At 71.8% G+C, this 21,512-nt stretch carries 18 protein-coding genes; 10 read left to right on the plus strand and 8 right to left on the minus strand.

Annotated features, from left to right (window positions below; all coding sequences use genetic code 11):
* The first annotated feature begins 453 nt into the window (after positions 1–453).
* Together serS and A3IG_RS0113430 are read left to right on the plus strand one after the other, a co-directional pair.
* Positions 454–1,731: a serine--tRNA ligase gene (gene serS / locus A3IG_RS0113425; protein ID WP_018384082.1), complete on the plus strand. Its 1,278-nt coding sequence runs from the start codon at positions 454–456 to the stop codon at positions 1,729–1,731.
* Positions 1,728–2,564: an HAD family hydrolase gene (locus tag A3IG_RS0113430; protein WP_018384083.1), complete on the plus strand. Its 837-nt coding sequence runs from the start codon at positions 1,728–1,730 to the stop codon at positions 2,562–2,564. Before serS ends, A3IG_RS0113430 begins: the two co-directional genes overlap by 4 nt.
* A 40-nt stretch (positions 2,565–2,604) precedes the next feature.
* Here A3IG_RS0113430 and A3IG_RS0113435 read toward each other — a convergent pair whose 3' ends face one another.
* From A3IG_RS0113435 to A3IG_RS0113450, 4 genes are read right to left on the minus strand one after another with little or no spacing between them, the layout of a single operon-like run.
* Positions 2,605–3,327, minus strand: coding sequence for an ABC transporter permease (locus A3IG_RS0113435; RefSeq protein ID WP_018384084.1), 723 nt, complete (start codon positions 3,325–3,327; stop codon positions 2,605–2,607).
* A 13-nt stretch (positions 3,328–3,340) separates the two neighbouring features.
* The gene (locus A3IG_RS0113440) at positions 3,341–4,258 is read right to left on the minus strand and encodes an ABC transporter ATP-binding protein (RefSeq protein WP_018384085.1); all 918 of its coding nucleotides are present in this window, start codon (positions 4,256–4,258) and stop codon (positions 3,341–3,343) included.
* On the minus strand, positions 4,255–5,148 hold the full coding sequence (locus tag A3IG_RS0113445; RefSeq protein WP_018384086.1) for an ABC transporter permease: 894 nt from the start codon (positions 5,146–5,148) through the stop codon (positions 4,255–4,257). Before A3IG_RS0113445 ends, A3IG_RS0113440 begins: the two co-directional genes overlap by 4 nt.
* Positions 5,132–6,115 (minus strand): ABC transporter ATP-binding protein, encoded by a 984-nt coding sequence (locus A3IG_RS0113450; protein ID WP_051087490.1) that lies wholly within the window; start codon positions 6,113–6,115, stop codon positions 5,132–5,134. Before A3IG_RS0113450 ends, A3IG_RS0113445 begins: the two co-directional genes overlap by 17 nt.
* 374 nt (positions 6,116–6,489) lie before the next feature.
* On the opposite strand from A3IG_RS0113450, the gene A3IG_RS0113455 reads away from it, so the two are divergent.
* From A3IG_RS0113455 to A3IG_RS0113465, 3 genes are all read left to right on the plus strand, one after another.
* Positions 6,490–8,256 carry an SDR family oxidoreductase gene (locus A3IG_RS0113455; RefSeq protein ID WP_201787536.1) on the plus strand — a complete coding sequence of 589 codons (1,767 nt, stop codon included), beginning with the start codon at positions 6,490–6,492 and terminating at the stop codon, positions 8,254–8,256.
* Positions 8,257–8,317: 61 nt separating this feature from the next.
* A complete protein-coding gene (locus tag A3IG_RS29660; RefSeq protein WP_236719248.1) occupies positions 8,318–9,316 on the plus strand; it encodes a MerR family transcriptional regulator in 999 nt (332 codons plus the stop codon).
* 230 nt (positions 9,317–9,546) lie between these two features.
* On the plus strand, positions 9,547–9,795 hold the full coding sequence (locus A3IG_RS0113465; protein ID WP_236719249.1) for a hypothetical protein: 249 nt from the start codon (positions 9,547–9,549) through the stop codon (positions 9,793–9,795).
* Positions 9,796–10,105: 310 nt separating this feature from the next.
* On the opposite strand, the gene A3IG_RS0113470 is transcribed toward A3IG_RS0113465, so the two are convergent.
* Together A3IG_RS0113470 and A3IG_RS0113475 are read right to left on the minus strand one after the other, a co-directional pair.
* Positions 10,106–11,809 carry a proline--tRNA ligase gene (locus tag A3IG_RS0113470; protein WP_018384091.1) on the minus strand — a complete coding sequence of 568 codons (1,704 nt, stop codon included), beginning with the start codon at positions 11,807–11,809 and terminating at the stop codon, positions 10,106–10,108.
* Positions 11,810–11,915: 106 nt separating this feature from the next.
* The gene (locus A3IG_RS0113475) at positions 11,916–12,764 is read right to left on the minus strand and encodes a helix-turn-helix domain-containing protein (RefSeq protein ID WP_078500482.1); all 849 of its coding nucleotides are present in this window, start codon (positions 12,762–12,764) and stop codon (positions 11,916–11,918) included.
* Between the two features lie 88 nt (positions 12,765–12,852).
* Here A3IG_RS0113475 and A3IG_RS29665 point away from each other — a divergent pair, with 88 nt between their 5' ends.
* The 5 genes from A3IG_RS29665 (at position 12,853) to A3IG_RS0113500 (ending at position 16,763) form a co-directional block, all read left to right on the plus strand.
* On the plus strand, positions 12,853–13,236 hold the full coding sequence (locus A3IG_RS29665; protein WP_040911413.1) for a nuclear transport factor 2 family protein: 384 nt from the start codon (positions 12,853–12,855) through the stop codon (positions 13,234–13,236).
* A gap of 125 nt (positions 13,237–13,361) precedes the next feature.
* On the plus strand, positions 13,362–14,249 hold the full coding sequence (locus A3IG_RS0113485; protein ID WP_018384094.1) for an LLM class flavin-dependent oxidoreductase: 888 nt from the start codon (positions 13,362–13,364) through the stop codon (positions 14,247–14,249).
* A gap of 380 nt (positions 14,250–14,629) precedes the next feature.
* On the plus strand, positions 14,630–15,277 hold the full coding sequence (locus tag A3IG_RS0113490) for a DUF433 domain-containing protein (RefSeq protein WP_018384095.1): 648 nt from the start codon (positions 14,630–14,632) through the stop codon (positions 15,275–15,277).
* Positions 15,274–15,735, plus strand: coding sequence for a DUF5615 family PIN-like protein (locus A3IG_RS0113495; protein WP_018384096.1), 462 nt, complete (start codon positions 15,274–15,276; stop codon positions 15,733–15,735). The genes A3IG_RS0113490 and A3IG_RS0113495 overlap by 4 nt, the downstream gene beginning before the upstream one ends.
* 167 nt (positions 15,736–15,902) lie before the next feature.
* Positions 15,903–16,763, plus strand: coding sequence for a Cof-type HAD-IIB family hydrolase (locus A3IG_RS0113500; RefSeq protein WP_018384097.1), 861 nt, complete (start codon positions 15,903–15,905; stop codon positions 16,761–16,763).
* Here A3IG_RS0113500 and cydD read toward each other — a convergent pair whose 3' ends face one another.
* Entirely contained in the window at positions 16,764–20,381 is a 3,618-nt protein-coding gene (gene cydD / locus A3IG_RS0113505) for a thiol reductant ABC exporter subunit CydD (RefSeq protein ID WP_018384098.1), read from the minus strand.
* Complete coding sequence (gene cydB / locus A3IG_RS0113510; protein ID WP_018384099.1) at positions 20,378–21,469, minus strand: cytochrome d ubiquinol oxidase subunit II; 1,092 nt, start codon at positions 21,467–21,469, stop codon at positions 20,378–20,380. The genes cydD and cydB overlap by 4 nt, the downstream gene beginning before the upstream one ends.
* Between the last annotated feature and the right edge of the window lie 43 nt (positions 21,470–21,512).

Consider the following 21,512-nt stretch of genomic DNA (forward strand, 5'->3'; position numbering starts at 1 on the left):
GGGTTGGCCACTCCTGGGGATAAGTCGACACGACGCTAAGAGCAAATCAGCATCTTCCCGACAAGTCAGACAGAGCGGATCTCCGTTAGCTCAGCGGATCAGCTCACCTTACGTCACTCCAATACGGTCAATGACGCCTCTGACAGGGTTATATTCCCCCGAAAGAGCCGGGAAGGCGGGTTTCAATCGCACCATTGCCGGCCGACCGCACCACACAGGGCATCCCCCTCCGGTGCGCGCCGGATTCACCCACACCCTGTGGATAACTGACACCTCCCCCTACCCTCCTGTGGATAACTCGGGCGGGGGCACCCGGCCCAGGGCCCAGGGTGCGCACCCTGCCGCCCGCCGGGGCCGTCCTGACCGGCGTTCCCACAGGGCCCACGGCCGGGCCCGCCGGAGGGGAACCTCCCGCGCCGGTTGCCGGAACCTCACCCCGGTAGCCTGGTGGCTGTGATTGACCTTCGCCTGCTCCGTGAGGACCCCGACCGGGTACGCGCCTCCCAGCGCGCCCGTGGAGAGGACCCCGACATCGTCGATGCCCTGCTCACCGCCGACGAGCGACGCAGGTCCAGTGGGGCGCGTTTCGACGAGCTGCGCGCCCAGCAGAAGGCACTCGGCAAGCGGATACCCGCGGCCCGCGGCGACGAGAAGGCCGACCTGCTCCGGCAGGCCGGCGAGCTGTCCGCGGCGGTGAAGGCGGCGGACGCCGAGCGGGACGCCGCGCAGGAGGAGGCACGGTCCCTGCTGCGCGCGCTGTCCAACGTCATCGACCCGCGGGCCCCGATCGGTGGCGAAGAGGACTTCGTGGTCCTGGAGACCCACGGCGCCCCCCGGGACTTCGCCGCCGAGGGGTTCGCTCCCCGGGACCACCTGGACCTGGGACACGCGCTGGGAGCGATCGACACCGAACGGGGAGCGAAGGTCTCCGGCTCCCGCTTCTACTTCCTCACCGGGATCGGCGCCCTGTTGGAGCTGGCCCTGGTGAACATGGCCGTGGCGCAGGCCACGGAGGCCGGCTTCACCCCCATGATCACCCCCGCGCTGGTCAAGCCGGCAGCGATGGAGGGCACCGGCTTCCTCGGCCAGGCCGCCGAGAACGTCTACCACCTGGAGCAGGACGACTACTACCTCGTCGGCACCTCCGAGGTCCCGCTCGCCGGGTACCACATGGACGAGATCCTGGACGCCGACACCCTGCCGCGCCGCTACGCCGGGTTCTCCCCCTGCTTCCGGCGGGAGGCCGGCACCTACGGCAAGGACACCCGGGGCATCTTCCGCGTCCACCAGTTCGACAAGGTGGAGATGTTCTCCTACGTCCGCCCCGAGGACGCCGACGCGGAACACCAGCGGCTGCTGGCCTGGGAGAAGGAGTTCCTGACCAGGCTCGAGCTGCCCTTCCGGGTCATCGACCTGCCCTCGGGCGACCTCGGTTCCTCCGCCGCCCGGAAGTTCGACTGCGAGGCCTGGATACCCACCCAGGGCCGGTACCGGGAGCTCACCTCCACCTCGAACTGCACCGAGTTCCAGGCCCGGCGGCTGTCGGTGCGCATGCGGGACGAGGCCGGGGTGCGGCCGCTTGCCACGCTCAACGGCACCCTGGTCGCCGTCACCCGGACCATCGTCGCCCTGCTGGAGAACCACCAGCGGGCCGACGGCTCGGTGCGGGTGCCGGACGCCCTGCGCCCGTTCCTCGGCGGGCGGGCCACCCTCGATCCGGTCGCGCCGTGAACGCCCTGCCGTTCCGCCTGATCGCCACCGACCTCGACGGCACCCTGCTGCGCGAGGACGGCACCGTCTCCGGCCGCACCCGCGACGCCCTGGACGCGGCGTGCGCCGCCGGGGCCCTCCACGTGGTGGTGACCGGTCGGGCGGTGCCGTGGTCCAGGGGCGTCCTCGACGACCTCGGCTACCGCGGCCTGGCGGTGTGCGGGCAGGGCGCCCAGGTGTACCACGCCGGGGAGCACCGGCTGCTCACCTCCGTCACCCTGGACCGGCGCACCGCAGCCCTGGCCCTGGCGAAGGTCGAGGCGGAGGTGGGCCGGTTGGCACTGGCCGCCAACCGGGACGGGGTGGACGGCGAGGTGCTGATCGACCGCGCCTACCGGCTGCACCCGCCGCTCCCGGCCCGGTACGTCGAGCACCGGGACGAGCTGTGGGAAGCCCCGCTGAACAAGATCTACATCCAGCACCCGACGCTCGACGACGACGAGCTCGCCGACACCGCCCGGGCGGTCGCCGGTGACCTGGTCGGGGTGACGATGGCCGGCAGGGGCATCGTCGAGCTGCTGCCGCTCGGTCTGACCAAGGCCACCGGGCTGTCCCTCGCCGCCCGCCGTCTGGGGCTCGGCCGCGCGGACGCCATCGCCTTCGGCGACATGCCCAACGACCTGCCGATGTTCGCCTGGGCCGGGCACGGCGTGGCCATGGCCAACGCCCACCCCGAGGTGCGGGCCGCGGCGGACGAGGTCACCGCCTCCAACCAGGACGACGGCATCGCGCTGGTGCTGGAGCGGCTCCTGGACGCGGCGGGCGCCCCGCCCGACCGTCCACAACCTGTGTGACGGCGGAACGGGGCGCCACCCGTGGCGGGCTGGGGCGGCCCTAGTTCTCCCCGGCGAGCGTGAACGACCGCAGGCGGTGGCCCGCGAACCAGGTGGCCGCGCAGGTCACCACGACCAGCAGCACACCCGCCACCGGCAGGGCCACCGAGGCGTCCACCACGTCGTCGCCGGCGATCCGTTCGGCCAGGGAGAGCGACCACTGGAGCACGCTCAGCGTCCTCGCGCCCTCGATCAGCCCACAGAACAGCCCCTCCCACACCAGTGCGTAGACCAGCCCGACCACCACCGCGTGCCGGGTCACCACGCCGAGCAGCAGGAAGATCGAGCTGTAGGCGATCGACGCCACCACGGCGGCGAGCCCGTAGGCGACCGCGACCTGGCCGTCCGCCCCGGCCAGCACCAGGCCCGCGATGAAGGTGGGCACCGCCGCGAAGGTCAGGGTCACCGAGGCTGCCACCAGCAGCTTCGTCAAGATGATCTTGAACCTGGACACCGGCTTCGACAGCAGGTACACGATGGAGCCGTCGTCGATCTCCGGGCCGATGGTGCCCGTGCCGGCGATCACCCCGACCAGGGGCACCACGGTGCCCACAGCGAACCCGGCCAGCACGTCCCTGATCGTCCTGTCCTCCACGTCCGTCATCGCCTGCACCGCCGCGGCGATGACGACCAGCAGCACCGGCAGGATCACCAGCAGGGCGGTTCGGCGGCGGCCCAGCACCCCGCGCAGGGTGAGCCGGGCGACAGTTGCGTTGATGTACACGTTCCTCACGCCCTTACGCCGCGACCAGGTAGGAGAAGACGCTTTCGAGCGACTCGTCCGACGGGGACACCTCGAACAGCCTGATGCCCGCGTCCTTCGCCACCCGTGGCAGGAGTTCGGTGAAGCCACGGAAGTCCACCGCCTGGACCCGCAGCGCCCGCTCCCGCACGTCCAGTTCGATGCCGCTGGTCGAGGCGTCGGCGATCAGTGCGGCGGCCAGCGCCCGGTCGTCGGAGGACCGGATCAGGTAACGGTGGGGCCGGTCGGTCATCAACCGCCGGATCTCCCTGAAGTCCCCGGACGCGGCGTGCCGGCCGGCAACCACCACCTCGATGTGGTGGGCGAGCTGCTCCACCTCCTCCAGGATGTGCGAGGAGAACAGCACGGTGCGGCCGTCGGCGCCCATCTGCCGCAGCAGGTCCATCAGGTGCAGCCGCTGCCGGGGGTCCATGCCGTTGAACGGCTCGTCGAGCAGGAGCACCGACGGCTCGTGGACCAGGGCCGAGGCCATCTTCACCCGCTGCCGCATGCCCTTGGAGTAGGTGGATATCTTCCGGTCCTGCGCCGCGGTCATCTCCACCGTGTCCAGCGCCCGGCGGGCGGCGGCCCCCGGGTCGGCGAGGCCGTGCAGCTCGGCGTTGGCGACGACGAACTCCGCACCGGTGAGGAAGTCGTACATGCTCTCCCGTTCCGGGACGAGGCCGATCTCCCGGTACGACTGCTCGTTCCGCCAGATCGTCCTCCCGTCCAGGGTGACCGTGCCGGAGGACGGCGCGAGGAAGCCGCTCATCATGTGGATCAGGGTGGACTTGCCCGCGCCGTTGGGGCCCAGCAGGCCGGTGACCCCCGGGCCGATCTCCATGGTCACGTCGTTGACCGCGACGACGTTGCCGAACCAGCGCGAAACGTGATCGATGGTCAGGGTCGTCATGACAGACCGACCTTCCGGTAGCGCCGCATCAGCAGGCCGAACGAGGCCGCGACGAGGCCGAGGAGGACAAGGAGGAAGACGAACCCGGCGCCGTTGCCCGGGGGGCCCTGCGGGCCGGCGGGGGTGGCTCCCAGGGCCCAGCTCTGTACCCCGTCCAGGATCGTCACCGGGGAGAACAGCCCGAGCCAGCCCGCCACGTCGTGGTTGCCCTCGTTGTCAGCGACTTCCTGGAGGCTGCTGACGGCACCGTAACTGATCGTGAACAGGGCGATGATGGCCGCGACCCCGAAGCCCCGGCGCGGGGTGAGCGCCGCGACCACCAGGCTCAGGCCCGCGTAGAGCAGGGAGAGCAGCAGCGCCGCGACCAGCCCCTGGGCGAAGCCCTCGGTCTGTTCCGCGAACGGGAGCTTCGCCAACAGCGCCCCGACGTAGAGCACCAGCAGCGGCGTCACCAGGAGCACCAGCAGGGCCCCGGTCAGCGCCAGGAACTTCGCCACCACGTAGTCGATGCGTTCGATCGGCCGGGAGAAGTAGAGGGGGATCATCTTGAACCGCAGGTCGCGCGAGACCGCCTGCGGGGCCTGGGCGGCCACGAAGAGAGTGATGACGGCCTGGAGGTAGATGGCGTAACGGGTGTACTCCAGCGGCAGTTCGTCGGCGTCGGTGGCCACCGCCACCGCGACGATGATCAGGGCCGGCAGGGACATCACCGCGTAGAGGATCATCGGCAGCACCTTGGACTTGCCCGACCTGCCGAGTCCGTAGGCACCGCGCAGGCTCTGCAGGAACAGGGACCGGGCTGCGTAGCCGCGCCCGAGCCTGGGGCCGTCGTAGTGGCGGTACCCGATGTCGTGGATGACACCGGTGTGGGTGTCAGGGCGTGCTGGCACTGCCGCGGCTCCCTTCCTTCTCGTGCTGGCCCCGGAACGGAACGGGCTGGGCATCCGGCGTCTGCGGACGGAAGAGCTCGACGATGCCGTGCCGGCGCTGTTCCATGCGGACCAGGCCGAGACCGAGGCCGGCCACCGCGTCGCGCACGGTGTCGTAGGTGGACTCGTCCGAGACGTCCACCAGCAGCAGGCGCCCGTCCGCGGTCACGGCCACACCGCTGCCCACCAGCGCCGCGCACACCGCGGCGGCGCCGTCCGGGTGCCGTTCGCTGTCCGTGACCTCCACCGCCATGGTCTGGGTGGCCTGGGTGAACTCCGCGGTGGACTGGGAGCGCAGCAGCGTTCCGCCGTCGATGACCACCACGTGGTCGCAGGTGCGCTCAAGCTCGCCCAGCAGGTGCGAGGTGACCAGCACGGAGATCCCGAAGTCGGTGTGGACCCGCCGGATCAGGTCCAGCATCTCGTCCCTGCCGACCGGGTCGAGGCCGTTGGTCGGCTCGTCCAGCAGGACGAGTTGCGGGTCGTGGACGAGCGCCTGGGCCAGCTTCACCCGCTGTTTCATGCCGGTGGAGTAACCCCCGATGGGGCGGTAGCGCTCCTCGTAGAGCCCGACGTGGCGCAGGGTGTCCGCGGTGCGCTCGCGGGCCGCGGCGGTGGGCAGGCCCGACATCCGCGCCATGTGGAGGACGAACTCCGTGGCCGAGACGTCGGGGGGCAGGCACTCGTGTTCGGGCATGTACCCCACTCGTTCGCGGATCTTGGAGCCGTCCCTGACGACGTCCAGACCGAGCACGGACGCGCGCCCCTCGGACGCCGCCAACAGCCCGAGCAGGATCTTGATCAGAGTGGACTTCCCGGCCCCGTTCGACCCGACGAGTCCGACGACGCCCGGCTCGATGTCCAGGGTGAGCCGGTCCAGCGCAGTCACCCGTGGGTACCTCTTGGTGAGGCTTTCCGTAGTGATCACAGACACGTTTCGAAGGTAGTGGTGCCGGGAACCGCCGGCGTCAGCCCTGAGGAGCAGATGCTCCGTAGTCCTTTCGGCAGCCGTCCCGTAGGGGATCGCCTCAGGGGACGAGGTTGGGCGACGGTGGGTTGCCGGCCATTGACACTGACACCAACTACTGTCACAGTGAGTGATGGCGATGTTACGGACCAAAGGAGCCGGAGTCAGGCTGCGCCGGAGTCAGGCTGCGCCGGCCAGTGTCTGGGACCTGTGTCTGGGACCTGTGTCTGGGGGCCAGAGTCTGGGGCCCTGAGTCGCAAGGGGCGGCCTGAGCCGGAAGCGGCCTGAGTTTCGAGGGGGGCAGGGTGAGGGTGGAGGAGAGCGGGGACGACCCCGTGGGAGCCGGCGGGGCGAAGCATCGCCGTGCGGGGCCCGATCGGGTGCGGCGGGTCGCGGCGGCCGGAGTGGAGCTTGCCGTCGCCGAGTGGGGCGATGCCGGTCGGCCCACGGTGCTCCTGCTGCACGGCTACCCGGACACCAAGGAGGTCTGGGCGGGTGTCGCCGAGCGGCTGCGCGACCGCTTCCACGTCGTGGCCTACGACGTGCGGGGCCACGGTCAGTCAACTGCTCCCCGCCCGGCCCGCGGCGGCTACCGGCTGCGGCGCCTGGCCGACGACTTCGCCGCCGTGCTCGAGGCGGTGAGCCCCGGGCGGCCGGTGCACCTGGTGGGCCACGACTGGGGTTCCGTCCAGGGCTGGGAGTTCGTCTCCCTGGAGCGGTTCGACGGGCGGCTCGCCTCGTTCACCTCGATCTCCGGTCCCGGCCTCGACCACCTGGGCCTGTGGTTCAGGGAGCGCGGACGCCGGCCGTCCCCTCCGCGGCTCGCCCGGCTCGCCGAGCAGTCGCTGCGCTCCTGGTACGTCTACGCGCTGCACGCACCGGTCGTCCCCGAGCTCGCCTGGCGCGGCCCCCTGGGCGCGGCATGGCCCCGGCTCCTGGCACGCCGGGAGAAGCTACCCGCCGGGGACTACCCCACGGCGACGCTGCCCCGGGACGCGGCGCACGGCGCCCGCCTGTACCGGGACAACGTCCGCGAGCGGATGCTGCGCCCGCGCACCGACGCTCGGGCCCGGGTGCCGGTCCAGCTCGTCACCCCGACCAGGGACCCGTTCCTCTCCCCGCACGTCTACGACGACCTCGACCGGTGGGCGCCCCGGTTGCTGCGCCGCACCCTCGCCGCAGGACACTGGTTGCCCCGGGCCAGGCCCGAGTTGCTGGCCCGGTGGATCGACGGCTTCGTGCGGGACGTGGAGCGGGGTGCGGTCCCCACCGGGACGGTCGGGGCGTTCGACGGCCGGCTGGTGCTGGTCACCGGCGCGGCCAGCGGGATAGGGCGGGCAACAGCGCTGGCGTTCGCCGCCGCCGGTGCGCGCGTGGTCGCCGTGGACCGTGACGGCGAGGGGGCGGCCCGCACCGCCGACGAGGCCGAGCGCGCCGGGGCGGAGGCGGCCTGGGCGGAGGTCGTCGACGTCGGTGACGCGGAGGCGATGACCGCTCTTGCGGACAGGGTGCACGGCACGTACGGCGTCCTGGACGTCCTGGTCAACAACGCTGGAGTGGGCATATCGGGCCCGTTCCTCGCCACCTCCCCGGAGGACTGGCGACGCACCCTGGACGTGAACCTGTGGGGTGTCATCCACGGTTGCCGCCTGTTCGGCGCGCGCATGGCCGAGCGCGGCCAGGGCGGGCACATCGTCAACATCGCGTCCGCGGCGGCCTACCAGCCGTCCCGGCTGCTGCCCGCGTACGGCACCACGAAGGCCGCGGTGCTGATGCTGACCGAGTGCCTGCGCCTGGAGCTCGCCGGGAGGGGGATAGGGGTGAGCGCGGTCTGTCCGGGCTTCGTGAACACCTCGATCACCACGGGCACCAGGTTCGTCGGTGTCTCCGACGCCGAGCAGGAGCGGCTCCGGGACGCGTCGGCCCGGTGGTACGGCCGGCGTGACTACCCACCGGAGAAGGCGGCCACCGCGGTGCTGCGGGCCGTCGAGAAGGACGCCGCGGTCGTGCCGGTCACGCCCGAGGCCCGGGCGTTGCTGCTGCTCTCGCGGCTGTCCCCCACGGGCCGACGCGCCATCGGCCGGGTGTCCCCGTCGCTGTAAGGTGCGTGATCACTCCGCCAGCTCCGTCCACGCCACCGCGACGGTCCATCAGGGGGCCTGCTTGTCCGAGTACCGCATCGAAGACCTGGCGCGCTCCACCGGCACCACCGTGCGCAACATCCGCGCCTACCAGGACCGCGGACTACTGCCCAAACCCAGCAGACGCGGGCGGGTCAACGTCTACGACGACGACCACCTGGCCCGCTTGCGACAGATCGCCGGGCTGCTGGAGCGCGGGTACACCCTCGCCAGCATCAAGGAGCTGCTGGACGCCTGGGACAGCGGCCGGGGGCTCGACGGCGTGCTGGAACTGCTCGCCGAGGTGGACCGGCCCTGGTCCGACGAGACGCCGGCCCGGCTCACCCACCAACAGCTCGCCGAGGCCTTCGGGGCCGGCGACGCCGAGGCCGTCGCCGAAGCCGTCTCCCTGGGGGTGCTTGAGCCCGATGAGGACGGGGGTTATCTGGTGCCGAGCCCCCAGCTCCTGTCCGTCGTCATCGAACTGCACGCCGCGGGGGTTCCGCTGGCTGCCGTCTCCGGACACCTACGGGAGTTGCGGGCCCAGGTCGAGCACATAGCCCGACGGTTCGTGGACTTCGCCCGTGAGCACGTCTTCCAGCGCTGTGAGGTCAGCCCGCCCACGGACTCGGCGGCGGCACGAGCCGCCGAGCTGGTCCGCCGGATGCGCCCACTGGCCCGGCAGAGCGTGGACGTCGAGCTGGCCCGGGCCATGCGTACCCTGGCCACCCGCCACCTCCAGCACGCCCTGGGCTCCTCGGTGGCGTACCCGGGTCCTTACGAGCCCACGGTCACCTTCGCCCAACGACCTCACGGGTCCCCCGCTGACCGGCGCGAGCCCCGGTCCGCCACGCCGCCGTCCCCCGGGCAGGTCCGGCACCTCGTCCTCGACCTCGACCACCGCGACGCCCAGCAGCTCGCCGCGGACGCCCTGCCGCCCGGCGTCGAGCTGAGGGTCACCATCCCCGAGGAGACCGCGTCGCTGCTGCGCGTGTTGCTGGAACGCGCCGCCCCCGGCCCCTCACGCGACAACGCGCCCTGATCGGTGCAGGGGGCGGATTCCGGGGATCGTCGCAACCCGTGATCGCTGGCGTCTCTGCCGAGCAGTGTCAGCAGTGGCTCGGCTGGGAGTCTCCAGACAGAACGAGCCTCATGCATGACGGATCGGACTGGCCGACGGACAGACTGACCGCGCTCCGACTCGGTAGGCGGCTGGTTGCGGAGGTTCCGGCATCGGGGCCAGGTCGCCGCGCATTCGTGGACATCCGCCCCGTGCTGATCGAGCCCGATGTCCAGGCTCGGGACGAAGGATGGGTTCGCAGTGACGGTGAACGCAGCTTTCGGCTGGAGCATTGGGAGTACGACTGCGAGCACATGGATGGCTTCGACTACGACATCGGCTCAGCCCTCATCGGGTCCGCCAACGCCCCGGACGAGTCTGAGCTGAGCACCGTGCTCAACGCCTGGGGCGTCCGGCCCGACCTCTTCGTGTACCCCTGGGAAAGCGACGATCCCAGGTAGACGGAGATCAGCTCAGTGGAGCTGTCAGCGCACGCGGAGGCATGGCTGGGGCTTTCCCAGCCGAGCGTCCTGCGTGGGCGGCTGTTCAATTCGGCGGCGACGGCGGCCAGGTGCTCGGGGCTGAGGGCTGAGGGCTGAGGAATCCCTGACCGGCGCGGCGGCCCCGGCCCCTCCCCGGGCGGGGCCCCCTGACCCGGCGCACACCGCCGGCGCACCCCTCACCGCCCCTCCACCGGCGCCCCCGACCAACACCCCACCGACCCCCACCCGCCAGCGAACCCCTGCCAGCGGGCCGACCCCCGGGCGCGCCTCACACCGCGGCCAACAGCCCCCGGACGTGTTCCACCGCCTCGGCCACCGGAACGGACCGGGTCTCACCGGTGGCCCGGGTGGTGACCTCCACCGTGCCGTTGGCCAGGCCACGGGAGCCGACCGTGACGCGGTAGGGGACGCCCACCAGTTCGACGTCGCGGAACTTCACACCGGGTCGCTCGTCGCGGTCGTCAAGGACGACATCGACCCGCTCATCCAACAGCCCCCGGTACAGGGTCTCGGCGGCCTCGGTGACCTTCGCGTCGCCGGTGCCGAGGCCCACCACGGCCACCTCGAACGGGGCGATGGCGACCGGCCACACGATCCCCTTCTCGTCGTGGTGCGTCTCGACCACGGCGGCCAACGCGCGCTCCACCCCGATCCCGTAGCTGCCCATGACCGGCACCACCCGCTCGCCATCCGGGCCGAGGACGGACACGTCCAGGGCCTCGGTGTACCTGCGGCCCAGCTTGAAGATGTGGCCCACCTCGATGGTGCGCACCACGTCCAGCGCCGTGCCGCACCGCAGGCAGGCCTCCCCCGCGGTCACCTCCCGCAGGTTCGCCCACCGCCGCACCGTGATGTCGCGTGCGACCGACACGCCCCGCAGGTGAACACCGTCGGTATTGGCCCCGGTGGTCATGCCGACACGGTCGCGCAGGGCCTCGTCCGCGAGGACGGGCAGTTCGGTGACGCCCACCGCCCCGAGGCTGCCGGGGGAGGCGCCCAGCGCCGCCTGGATCTCCTCGACGGTTGCCGGGCGCACCACCTTCGCGGCGGCGGCATCGACGAGCTTCTGCTCAACGAGGCTGTGGTCGCCGCGAAGGAGTACCAGGGTCGGCTGGTCATCGACCACGTACACCAGCGTCTTGATCTGCCGCTCGGCCGGCACGTCGTGCTGGCGGGCCAGTTCCTCGATGGTGCGCGCGTCAGGGGTGTCGAACGGCTCGGGGGCCTTCAGCTCCGGGCCGTCCACCACGGAGGGCAGGGCGGAGGCCGCCTTCTCGGCGTTGGCGGCGTAGTCACAGCCGGGACAGCGGACGACCAGGTCCTCGCCGGCGTCCGAGGGACACATGAACTCCACCGACGTGCTCCCGCCCATGCTGCCGCTGGACGCCTGCACGGCGATGGCCGGCAGGTCGAGTCGGGCGAAGACCCGCTCGTAGGCGGCCCGGTGCAGCTCGAAGGCGCGGTCGAGACCACTGGTTCCGGCGTCGAAGCTGTACGAGTCCTTCATGGTGAACTCGCGCACCCGCAGCAGACCGCTCTTCGGACGGGCCTCGTCGCGGAACTTGGTCTGGAACTGGTACCACATCTGCGGCAGGTCACGGTACGACCGCAGTTCCTGCGACAGCACGGTGAAGACCTCCTCGTGCGTCATGCCGAGCGCCAGGTCCGCCCCCTTGCGGTCCCTGAGCCGGAACATCTCCTCGCCCATCACCTCCCAGCGGCCACTGCGCTGCCAAATGTCCGCGGGGTGCAGTGCGGGCAGCACGAACTCCTGGGCCCCGATCGCGGTCATCTCCTCGCGGACGATGTCCATGATCTTGGAGCGGACGCGTACGGCCAGCGGCAGCAGGGAGTAGTGGCCGGCCATGAGCTGCCGGACGAACCCTCCTCGCACCAGCAGGCGGTGGCTCACCGCGTCCGCGTCCGCCGGGTCCTCCCGGAGAGTGGGCACGTACAGCGTGGACCAGCGCATGGGACCGGAGACCGTCCTCTCGGGGAAGCTGCGGGGTGACGTCCTGGCGGACACGCCGACGAACCAGGAACGAGAGGCGCATTCTAGTGGCGGGACCGTGCCCGACTCACTCCGTTTGGACTCCCGGTACCCCGCGGTCAACCCAGGCGGAACACGAGGACGACGGGGCACCGGAGGCTGGTCGTGCGTCCGCGATGCTCCGCAGAACGTCGGCGCTCTCGGCGTCGGCCGGATAGTAGGACTCGATCGAGACCTCGTCGAGCGTGATGTCCTGAGGCGTTCCGAACGTCGTGATGGTTGAGAACAGCCTCAACTCGCGTCCTCGAAAATGAAAAATCATCGGAGTCGCCACCTCCGACTCCGGCCGGGGGACCGATTCGTCGGGCTCGCACTCCGCGAGGAACTCGTCATACAGCGCCGCAATCACGGGATCGCCGGTCCTGGCCACCTGTCGTGACAACCGGGCACGGAAGAGCGCCCGGACTTCGGCCAGGTTGACGATCCGGGAGGCGAGACCCCGCGGATCGAACCCGAGCCGCACCATGTTGACCGGAGCGGCGAGCAGGTCGGGATCGACGTCTGCGAGGAAGTGCTCAACCGGTGCGTTGACCATCACGATGTTCCAACGCCGGTCCACGACCAGAGCCGGATAGGGCTCGTGCGCGCGCAGCACCCTGGCCACGGCACTGCGAACGGCCGACATGTCCGGCTCGTCGAGAGGCCGTTCGCGGTACCGCGGCGCGAATCCGGCCGCCACCAGCAGACGGTTGCGATGCCGTAGTGGCACCTCGAGCTGGGCCGCGAGCCGGAGCACCATGTCGGCGCTCGGCCGGGACCGGCCCGTCTCGATGAGGCTGACGTACCGCGGCGAGACACCCGCCGCCGACGCGAGATCGAGCTGGCTCAGCCGTCGGCTGTTCCGCCACTCGCGCAACAGGCCCCCTACCGACTCCACGGCATCGACCCTAGTCACACGGTCCGCCCACGGTCCATGAACTCCGAGTTCATCGACAGTCCCTGGTCGCGCCGACACACTCATGGACATGAATTCTGACCCGAAGGAAACTGACCCCAGGGAACTGGTCCTCAGATGCGTCGAGTCGTACGGCAAGGGCGACCTCGACGCCGTCGCACTGCTGGTCCACGATGACTACGTGGATCACGGAATCCCGTTCCAGACCTCCACGAAAGCGGACTGGATCACGGTGGCGCGGGAACTGCCCCTGGCACAGTTGCGGATCGACATCCGCCGTCTCGTGGCAGAAGGCGACTACGTGACGATGTTCTCCCGGCGGTGGCTTCCCGGAGGTGAGCTCGACATCGCGGTGGCCGATGTGTTCCGTCTCCGCGACGGCCTGATCGCCGAGCGCTGGGAGATCGTCGAACAGATCCCGACGGATTCCCCGAACCCGGTGGCGACTCTGTGAGCCGACCACTCCGGCCCTTCCGCCGAGAGAGGGACCGGATCTGGCGTTCGCGCGTGGCTTCCGCGTGACGCCTGGCGGCTGCTCGCCATCGGAGCGGTCTTGAGCGTGCCGTTAGGGTCGGACGCATGCGTCTGAGTGCGGTGATCCTGCCCATCTACCGGTGGGCCGAGGGGCAGAAGATCTGGCGACGGGCCGAGGAACTCGGCTTCCACGCCGCGTACACCTACGACCACCTGTCCTGGCGGTCCTTCCGGGACGGGCCGTGGTTCGGGGCGGTCCCCACCCTGACGGCGGCGGCCACGGCCACCGAGCGGTTGCGGCTGGGCACCCTCGTCACGTCGCCGAACTTCCGCCACCCCGTGACACTGGCGAAGGAACTGGTCACGTTGGACGACGTGTCGGACGGGCGGGTGACCGCGGGGATCGGGGCCGGCGGTACGGGGTTCGACGCCACGGTGCTGGGGCAGGAGGCGTGGTCGCCGAAGGAGCGGGCGGACCGGTTCGAGGAGTTCCTGCCGCTGCTGGACGAACTGCTCCGCCAGGACGCGACCACCCGGTCGGGCGGGTACTACACGGCGGTCGAGGCACGGAACGTCCCCGGGTGCGTGCAACGGCCGCGGGTGCCGTTCTACGTGGCGGCGACCGGACCGCGCGGTCTGCGGCTGACGGCGGAGTACGGGCAGGGCTGGGTGACCTACGGCGATCCGCGGGGGCCGGGGGACGTGCCGCTCGAGCAGGCACCCCAGGTGGTCGCGACGCAGTTGGCGAAGCTGACCGCTGCCTGCGAGCAGGTCGGACGGGACGTCGGTGACCTGGAGAAGCTGCTGCTCCAGGGGTCAACGGTGGAGAAGCCGCTGGAGTCGGTGGACGCGTTCGTGGACTGGGCCGGGCGTTACCAGGAGCTGGGCATCACCGAACTGGTGCTCCACTGGCCCGTCCCCGACTCGAAGTTCGACAACGACCCGGCCGTCTTCGAGAGGATCGCCACCGAGGGCCTGTCGCAACTGGGGTGAGTGCCTCCGCCCCACGCGAGTAACCAGTCCGCCGACGACCACCAGTCCGTCGGCGGACTGGCGGCGGCACACAGTTGTCACGGCCCTGGGTGGAAAGTCGACGCGGTCTTCCGGAAGCTACTGCGGGTTCACCTGGAAGGAGCACGGGGAAGAACTGCTGCGCCAGCGAAAGCCCTGAATACTGCGTCTAGAGCCTCGACCGGGCGCGTCCGAGACCGGCGACCGACCGGGCGAGCCCACCGCCGGCAAACCGACAGCAGAAGCTCACCAGAGCGGGCGCGTCTCGGCGGCCTCGTCCAGGTGAAATGCTGGCGAGCCTGATGCCCGTACGGGACCATGAAGTAGCGTCGGGTCGTCGTCCGGAGCCAAGGAGGTGCCGCATGTCGTACGAGCCCAAGCTGGCTGCCGCATTGTCCGGTGCGACTCTGCGGCAGCTGTCGCACTGGCGGCGGGCCACCGGCGAGCGCGGCGCTGTCCTGGTGCCGGAGATCTCGGCGTCTCGTCCGATCCTCTACTCCTTTCGCGACGTCGTTGCTCTCCGAGCCTGTGTCCGTCTTCGCGAAGAGGCATCCCTCCAGAAGATCAGGCGGGCTCTGAGCACGTTGCGCGAGGGCCTCGACGAACGGGAACACCTCTCGGCCTACCGGCTGGTCGCGGGCGGTGACACGATCTATCTGGCGGACCCGGACCACGCAGTGGACCTCGTGCGGGGCAAGGGCAACGTCGTCATCCACGACATGGTGGACGTGCTCGCGCCCTTCTACCGTGGTGGTCGGCGAATCCCGGACCTCCTCGAACCCCGCCCGCACGTGTCTGTCGACCCTGCCGTGCGGGGCGGTGAGCCAGTCGTCGAGGGGACACGCATCCCGGCCACAGAGGTTGCCGCTCTGCTACGGGACGGTGTGCCACCTGAGCAGATCGGCGACTACTACCCGGGCGTCACAGCAGAGGCAGCGCGCGACGCGGCGGACTTCGCCGACTACGTCGACAGTTACGAGGATGCGGAAATCCGGCAGGCAGCGTCTTGAAGCTGCTGCTCGACGAGAATGTGCCGCTTCCCATGGCACGTATTGTGCGACTGCTCCTGAAGCACCACGTCATCGAGCATGTAGCCGAACTCAGCGGCTGGGCGGGCACCAAGGACGTCGAGCTCTACACGCGTGCGGCAGCGGACGGCTTTCAGATCGTTGTCACGAATGACACAAAGCAATTGAGCCGCCCACTGGAGGTGGCGGCCATCGCCGAGTCTGGCCTGCACCGCATCGAGTACCGCCAGAATCACAAGCACGGCGGGTTAGTGGGTCTCGGTGCAGCCATCGCCACTGTGTGCGCCGGCCTGCCCCATACCTTGACTGAGCTCGATCGGGCAGAGAGCCAGCGCCTGGTTTCGCTCAATGCGGTTGACCCGTCCCAGCAGAACCGCTTGCGGATCGTGGACCCTGCCAGCGTCCCGCCCAAGTTCTGGCCCGTCGGCTCACGGAAATAGCCGCACCAGGGTGTGATCGGCGGCCGTCTTCGAGAGGATCGCCACCGAGGGCCTGTCGCAACTGGGGTGAGCGACCCCGGCCCCGACCCCGCCACCGCCCTGTCCGGGCGGGCCCGCCCGGGCGGCCTCCCGTGCCGCACTCGAGGTCCATGGGTGAGGATGGGCCCATGACCTCCACCCACCGTCGGCCCGCGGCGCGGCGGACACCGGAGCCGTTGCCCCGGCTGATCGCGACCGACCTCGACGGGACCCTGTTGCGCAGCGACCAGACGGTGTCACCGCGGACGGTGGCCGCGCTCGCCGCCGCGGAGGCCGCCGGGGTGCGGGTCTACTTCGTCACCGGACGTCCGGCCCGCTGGATGAACGTGGTCAGCGACCACACCGCCCGTCACGGGATCGCCATCTGCGCCAACGGCGCCGCCATCTACGACCTGCACGGGGACCGCCTGGTCGGGGTCCGCGCGCTGGATCCCGGCGACGCCCTGGCCGTGGTCCGGGCGCTGCGCGCGGAACTGCCCGAGGTGACCTTCGCCGTGGAGCACACCAGGGGCTACTGCTACGAGCCGGACTACCCGCTGCTGCCCGACTGGACCAGGCCGGGGGCGGTGTCCGCGCCCGCCGAGACACTGCTCGCCAGCGACATCGGCCCGGTGTTGAAGCTGCTGGTCAGACATCCTTCCCTGGACCCGGACGGCTTCTTGGCGATGGCCCGGCAGGCCGCCGGGGCCCACGCCGAGTTCACCCGTTCCTCCTCGGTGGCGCTGCTCGAGGTGAGCGCGACCGGGGTGAGCAAGGCCACCACGCTGGCCCACTGCTGCTCCGAACTGGGCATCGACGCCTCCGAGGTGGTCGCCTTCGGTGACATGCCCAACGACCTGGAGATGCTGGCCTGGGCCGGCACCTCCTACGCCGTGGCCAACGCCCACCCCGAGGTGCTCGCGGCCACCACCCACCACACCGCGTCCAACGACGAGGACGGCGTGGCGAGGGTCATCGAGTCGCTGCTGGAACGCCGACCCGCCCCCTGATCACCGGGCCACCAGCACCCGGCCGCCCACCGCCCGGTCCCCCGGCACCTGGCTCTCCGGCGCCCGCGCCTGGGCCAGCCGGTCGGCAGCCTCCTCCCGCTGCCGCAGCCCGCGCAGCGGCCCGTCGGCCTCGGCCAGTTCCGCCCAGGTTCCGCGCTGCACCACGTGCCCGGCGTCCAGCACCACGATCTCGTCCACGGCGTCGAGCCCGGCCAGCCGATGGGTGATCAGCACGGTGGTGCGGCCCTCGGTCGCCGCGAGCAGGTCGGCGGTGAGGGCGTCCGCGGTGGGCAGGTCGAGGTGCTCGGCGGGTTCGTCGAGGACCAGCACGGGGAAGTCGGCGAGCAGCGCCCTGGCCAGGGCGAGGCGCTGGCGTTGCCCTCCGGACAGCCGCGCCCCGTGCTCACCGACCATGGTGTCCAGACCGTCCGGCAGCCCGGCCACCCAGTCCCGGAGCCGTGCCCGGGCCAACGCGTCCCACAGTTCGGCCTCGGTGCAGTCCGGCCGGGCCAGACGCAGGTTCTCCCGCAGCGAGCTGTCGAAGACGTGCGCGTCCTGGGCGCACAGGCCGACCACCCGCCGCACCTCGTCACCGTCGCAGTCGCGCACGGACCGGCCGGCGAGGGTGACCGTGCCGGACTCGGGGTCGAGGAAGCGCAGCAGCACCTGGGCGAGGGTGGTCTTGCCCGAGCCGCTCGGGCCGACCACGGCGACCCTGCGGCCCGGGGTGAGGTCGAGGTCCACCCCGGCCAGGGCGGGACGGCGCTGCCCGGGGTAGCGGGCGGTGAGTCCCCGCACCCGCAGCGGGTACGGGTCGCTGGGCACGGGCGCGGGGTGGTCGGGTTCCACGACGGGCTCGGGGGCGGCCAGCAGCTCGTTGATCCGTTCCTGGGCGCGGCGGGTGCGCTGCCGGTACTGGGCGGCGAGCGGCATCGGGGTGACGGCCTCGAACGCGGCCAGCGGCGCCAGCACCACCACAGCCAGGAGCACCCCGTCCAACCTGCCGTCGTGCACCGCCCACACGCCGGTCAGGGCGCACCCGGCCACGGTGAGTCCGGTGGTCAGGGCGGTGAGTCCGGCACCGAGGGCGGCGGTGGCGGAGGAACGGGAGGCCAGCCTGGTCAGCACGGCGTCGGCCCGCCGGGTGGCAGCCAGGGCACGGGGGAGGGCTCCGGCGACGGTGAGTTCCGCGGTGCCGGTGAGCAGGTCCACAACGGAGGTGGACAGTTCGCCGCGGGCGGGGGCGAGGCGCCGTTCGACCCGGCGGGCGAGCACCGCGGAGAGCGCGGGCACCAGCGCGCCGGCGACCAGCAGGCCGACCGCGAGCAGCACACCGGCTTCGGGCAGCAGCCACCCGGTGAGCCCGACGGAGGCGACGCCGACGGTGACCGCGGCGGCGGCCGGCAGCAGCCAGCGCAGGAAGTGGTCCTGCAGGGCGTCCACGTCGGCGACCAGCCGGGAGAGCAGGTCACCGCGGTGGGCGCGACCGAGCCCGGCGGGCGCGATCCTGGTCAACCGGCGGTACACGGCGACCCGCAGGTCGGCCAGGACGCGGAACGTGGCGTCATGGGCGACCAGGCGCTCGGCGTAGCGGAACACCGCGCGTCCGATGCCGAACGCCCGGGTCGCGGTGACCGCGACCATCAGGTACAGCACCGGGGGTTGCTGGGACGCCCGGGAGATCAGGTAGCCGGAGGTGGCCATCAGCCCGACGGCGCAGGCCAGGGCGAGGCTGCCGAGCACCGCGGCGAGCAGGAACCGGCCCCGGGGCAGCCGTGGGAGCCGCACCGGGCCGGGGTTCCCCGCGCGCCCGCCGCCTCCGGCAGCCTCCCCGTCGGCGTGCGGGGCCCTGCCGGCGTCCGGGGCCACGGCGACGGCACGGGGGGTCCCGGGGCGCTGGGGGGCGTCCCCCGGGGTCCGCGCACCGGCCGCGCGGGGGTCCGCGGTGTGCGCCCCGGAGACGACCGGCCGCGGCGGGTCGGACGCCGCCGGGCCCAGGGTGACCGTGCGGTCGGCCACGGCCAGCAGGGCGGGGCGGTGCACCACCAGCAGGACGGTGCGGCCGGCGGCCAGCCGACGGACCGCGTCCACGACCTCGGCCTCGGTCTCACCGTCGAGGTTCGCGGTGGGTTCGTCCAGCAGCAGCAGCGGACGGTCGGCGAGGAACGCCCGGGCGAGCGCGATCCGCTGCCGCTGCCCCGCCGAAAGGCCGGCGCCGTCCTCGCCCAGGCGGGTGTCGGTGCCGTCCGGCAGCGTCTCCACGTGGCGGAGCAGACCGGCGTCCCGCAGGGCGGCGCGGAGCTGCGCGTCGGTGGCTTCGGGGCGGGCGAGGCGGACGTTGTCGGCGATGGTGCCCGCGAAGAGCCGCGGGCGCTGCGGCACCCAGGCGATCTGCGCGCGCCAGGTGTCGAGGTCGAGCTGGTGCAGCGGGGTGCCGCCCACGGTGATCCGGCCGGAGGTGGGCGGGGTGAAGCCGAGCAGCGCGTGCAGCAGCGTGCTCTTGCCGGAGCCGCTGGGGCCGGTGAGGGCCAGGGTCTCGCCGGGTTCGAGGGTGAGGGAGGTCTCGGACAGGGACGGCGTCGTCCGCCCGGGGTGGCTGACCGTCAGCCGGTCCAGGCGGATGGCGCTGCCGGCCAGGTCGGGCGCCGGGGTGGTGCCCGACTCGGGCAGCGGCTCGGCGAGGACCGCGAACACCTCCTCCGCGGCGGCGAGCCCCTCGGCCGCGGCGTGGTACTGGGCGCCGACCTGCCGCAGCGGGAGGTAGGCCTCGGGGGCCAGGACCAGCACGACCAGGCCGGTGTACAGGTCGAGGTCGCCGTGGACCAGGCGCATGCCGACGCCGACGGCGACCAGGGCCACCGAGATGGTGGCGAGGAGTTCCAGGGCGAACGAGGACAGGAACGCGATGCGCAGGGTGCGCAGCGTCGCCCTGCGGTAGTCCCCGGTGATCCGGGCGATGGCCCCGGCCTGCGCCCGGGCCCGGCCGAAGACCTTGAGCGTGGGCAGGCCCGCGACCACGTCGAGGAAGTGGCCGGACAGCCGGGACAGGGCACGCCACTGGCGGTCCATCCGGGCCTGGGTGGCCCACCCGATCAGCACCATGAACACGGGGATCAGCGGGAGGGTCAGGGCGATGGTGAGCGCCGCGGTCCAGTCCTCGGTGACGATGCGGACGAGCACGGCGGCCGGGACCACCACGGCCAGCCCGAGCTGCGGCAGGTAACGGGCGAAGTAGTCGTCGAGGGCGTCGAGGCCCCGGGTGGCGAGGGTGACCAGTTCACCGGTGCGCCGCCGCCCCGCGGGTGCGTTGCGGGCGGCGCGGTCGAGCAGCCGGGCCCGTAGCTGCGCCTTCACCGCGGCGCTCGCGCGGTGCGCGGCGAGTTCGGTGAGCCAGGACACCAGGGCCCGGCCGACCGCCACGCCCGCCAGCGCCAGGAGGGGGGTGCGCAGTTCCCCGGCCGCCGCGCCGTCCTCGAAGGCGGAGACGACGACCTCGGCGATCAGCATCGCCTGGGCGATGACCAGTCCGGCCCCGCACAGGCCGAGCAGCACCACGGCGGCCAGGAAGGGGCGGCTGGCCCTCGCGTGCCGGAGCAGGCGCGGATCGACCGGTTTCATCGACTGTCCTTCGCCGGCACGGGGGCGGGGTGCGCGCCGGTGGACGCGCCGGGCCGGGACGGCGGCACGGTGGCGGCACCGGCGCCGTGCCCGGGGTCGGGGATGTGCTGGGTGCCGATCCGCTTGCGGAACACCCAGTAGGTCCAGCCCTGGTAGGCGAGGACCATCGGGGTGGCGAGGACGGCGAGCCAGGTCATGATCTTGAGCGTGTAGGGCGAGGAGGAGGCGTTCTCGACGGTCAGGCTGAAGGCCGCGTTGGTGGTGGACGGCATGACCGCGGGGTAGAGGGTGAGGAAGAGCATGGTCACAGCGGCGGCGATGGTGACCCCGGAGCCGAGGAACGCCCAGCCCTCCCGGCCGGCCCGGTTGGCGCCGAGCGCGGCGACCAGGGCGACGACGGCCACCGCCGTCGCGGCCAGGCTCCTGCCGTTGCCGTGCTCCGCCTGGGTCCACACCAGGAACACCAGCGCGACCACGGCGGTGGCCAGGCCCACCCGGGTGGCCAGGGCGCGGGCGCGCTCCCGTATCCCGCCCAGGGTCTTCAACGCGGTGAAGACCGCGCCGTGCAGGGTGAACAGGCCCAGGGTGACCAGGCCACCGAGCAGGGCGTAGGGGCTGAGCAGGTCCAGCAGCCCGCCGGTGTACTCCTTGTCGGGCCCGATCGGCACCCCGCGCACGATGTTGGCGAACGCCACGCCCCACAGGAAGGCGGGCAGCAGGGAGCAGACGAAGATGGCGTGTTCCCAGTTGCGCTTCCAGCGTGCCTCGGGTCGCTTGGCCCGGTACTCGAAGGCCACCCCACGGATGATCAGGCAGACGAGGATGAGCAGCAGCGGGAGGTAGAAGCCGGAGAACAGCGTGGCGTACCAGTCGGGGAACGCGGCGAAGGTGGCGCCGCCCGCGGTGAGCAGCCACACCTCGTTGCCGTCCCAGACCGGCCCGATGGTGTTGATCAGGACGCGGCGTTCCCGCTCGTCCCGGGCGAGCACCTTGGTCAGCACCCCCACGCCGAAGTCGAACCCCTCGAGGAAGAAGTAGCCGATCCACAGGAACGCGATGATGACGAACCAGACGGTGTGGAGTTCCATCTCGCTCTTCCTTCCTGTCCCAGTCGGACGTCGGTCTCGGTGT

Origin of the sequence: Wenjunlia vitaminophila DSM 41686 (assembly GCF_000380165.1) — a bacterium.
GTDB classification, from domain to species: domain Bacteria; phylum Actinomycetota; class Actinomycetes; order Streptomycetales; family Streptomycetaceae; genus Wenjunlia; species Wenjunlia vitaminophila.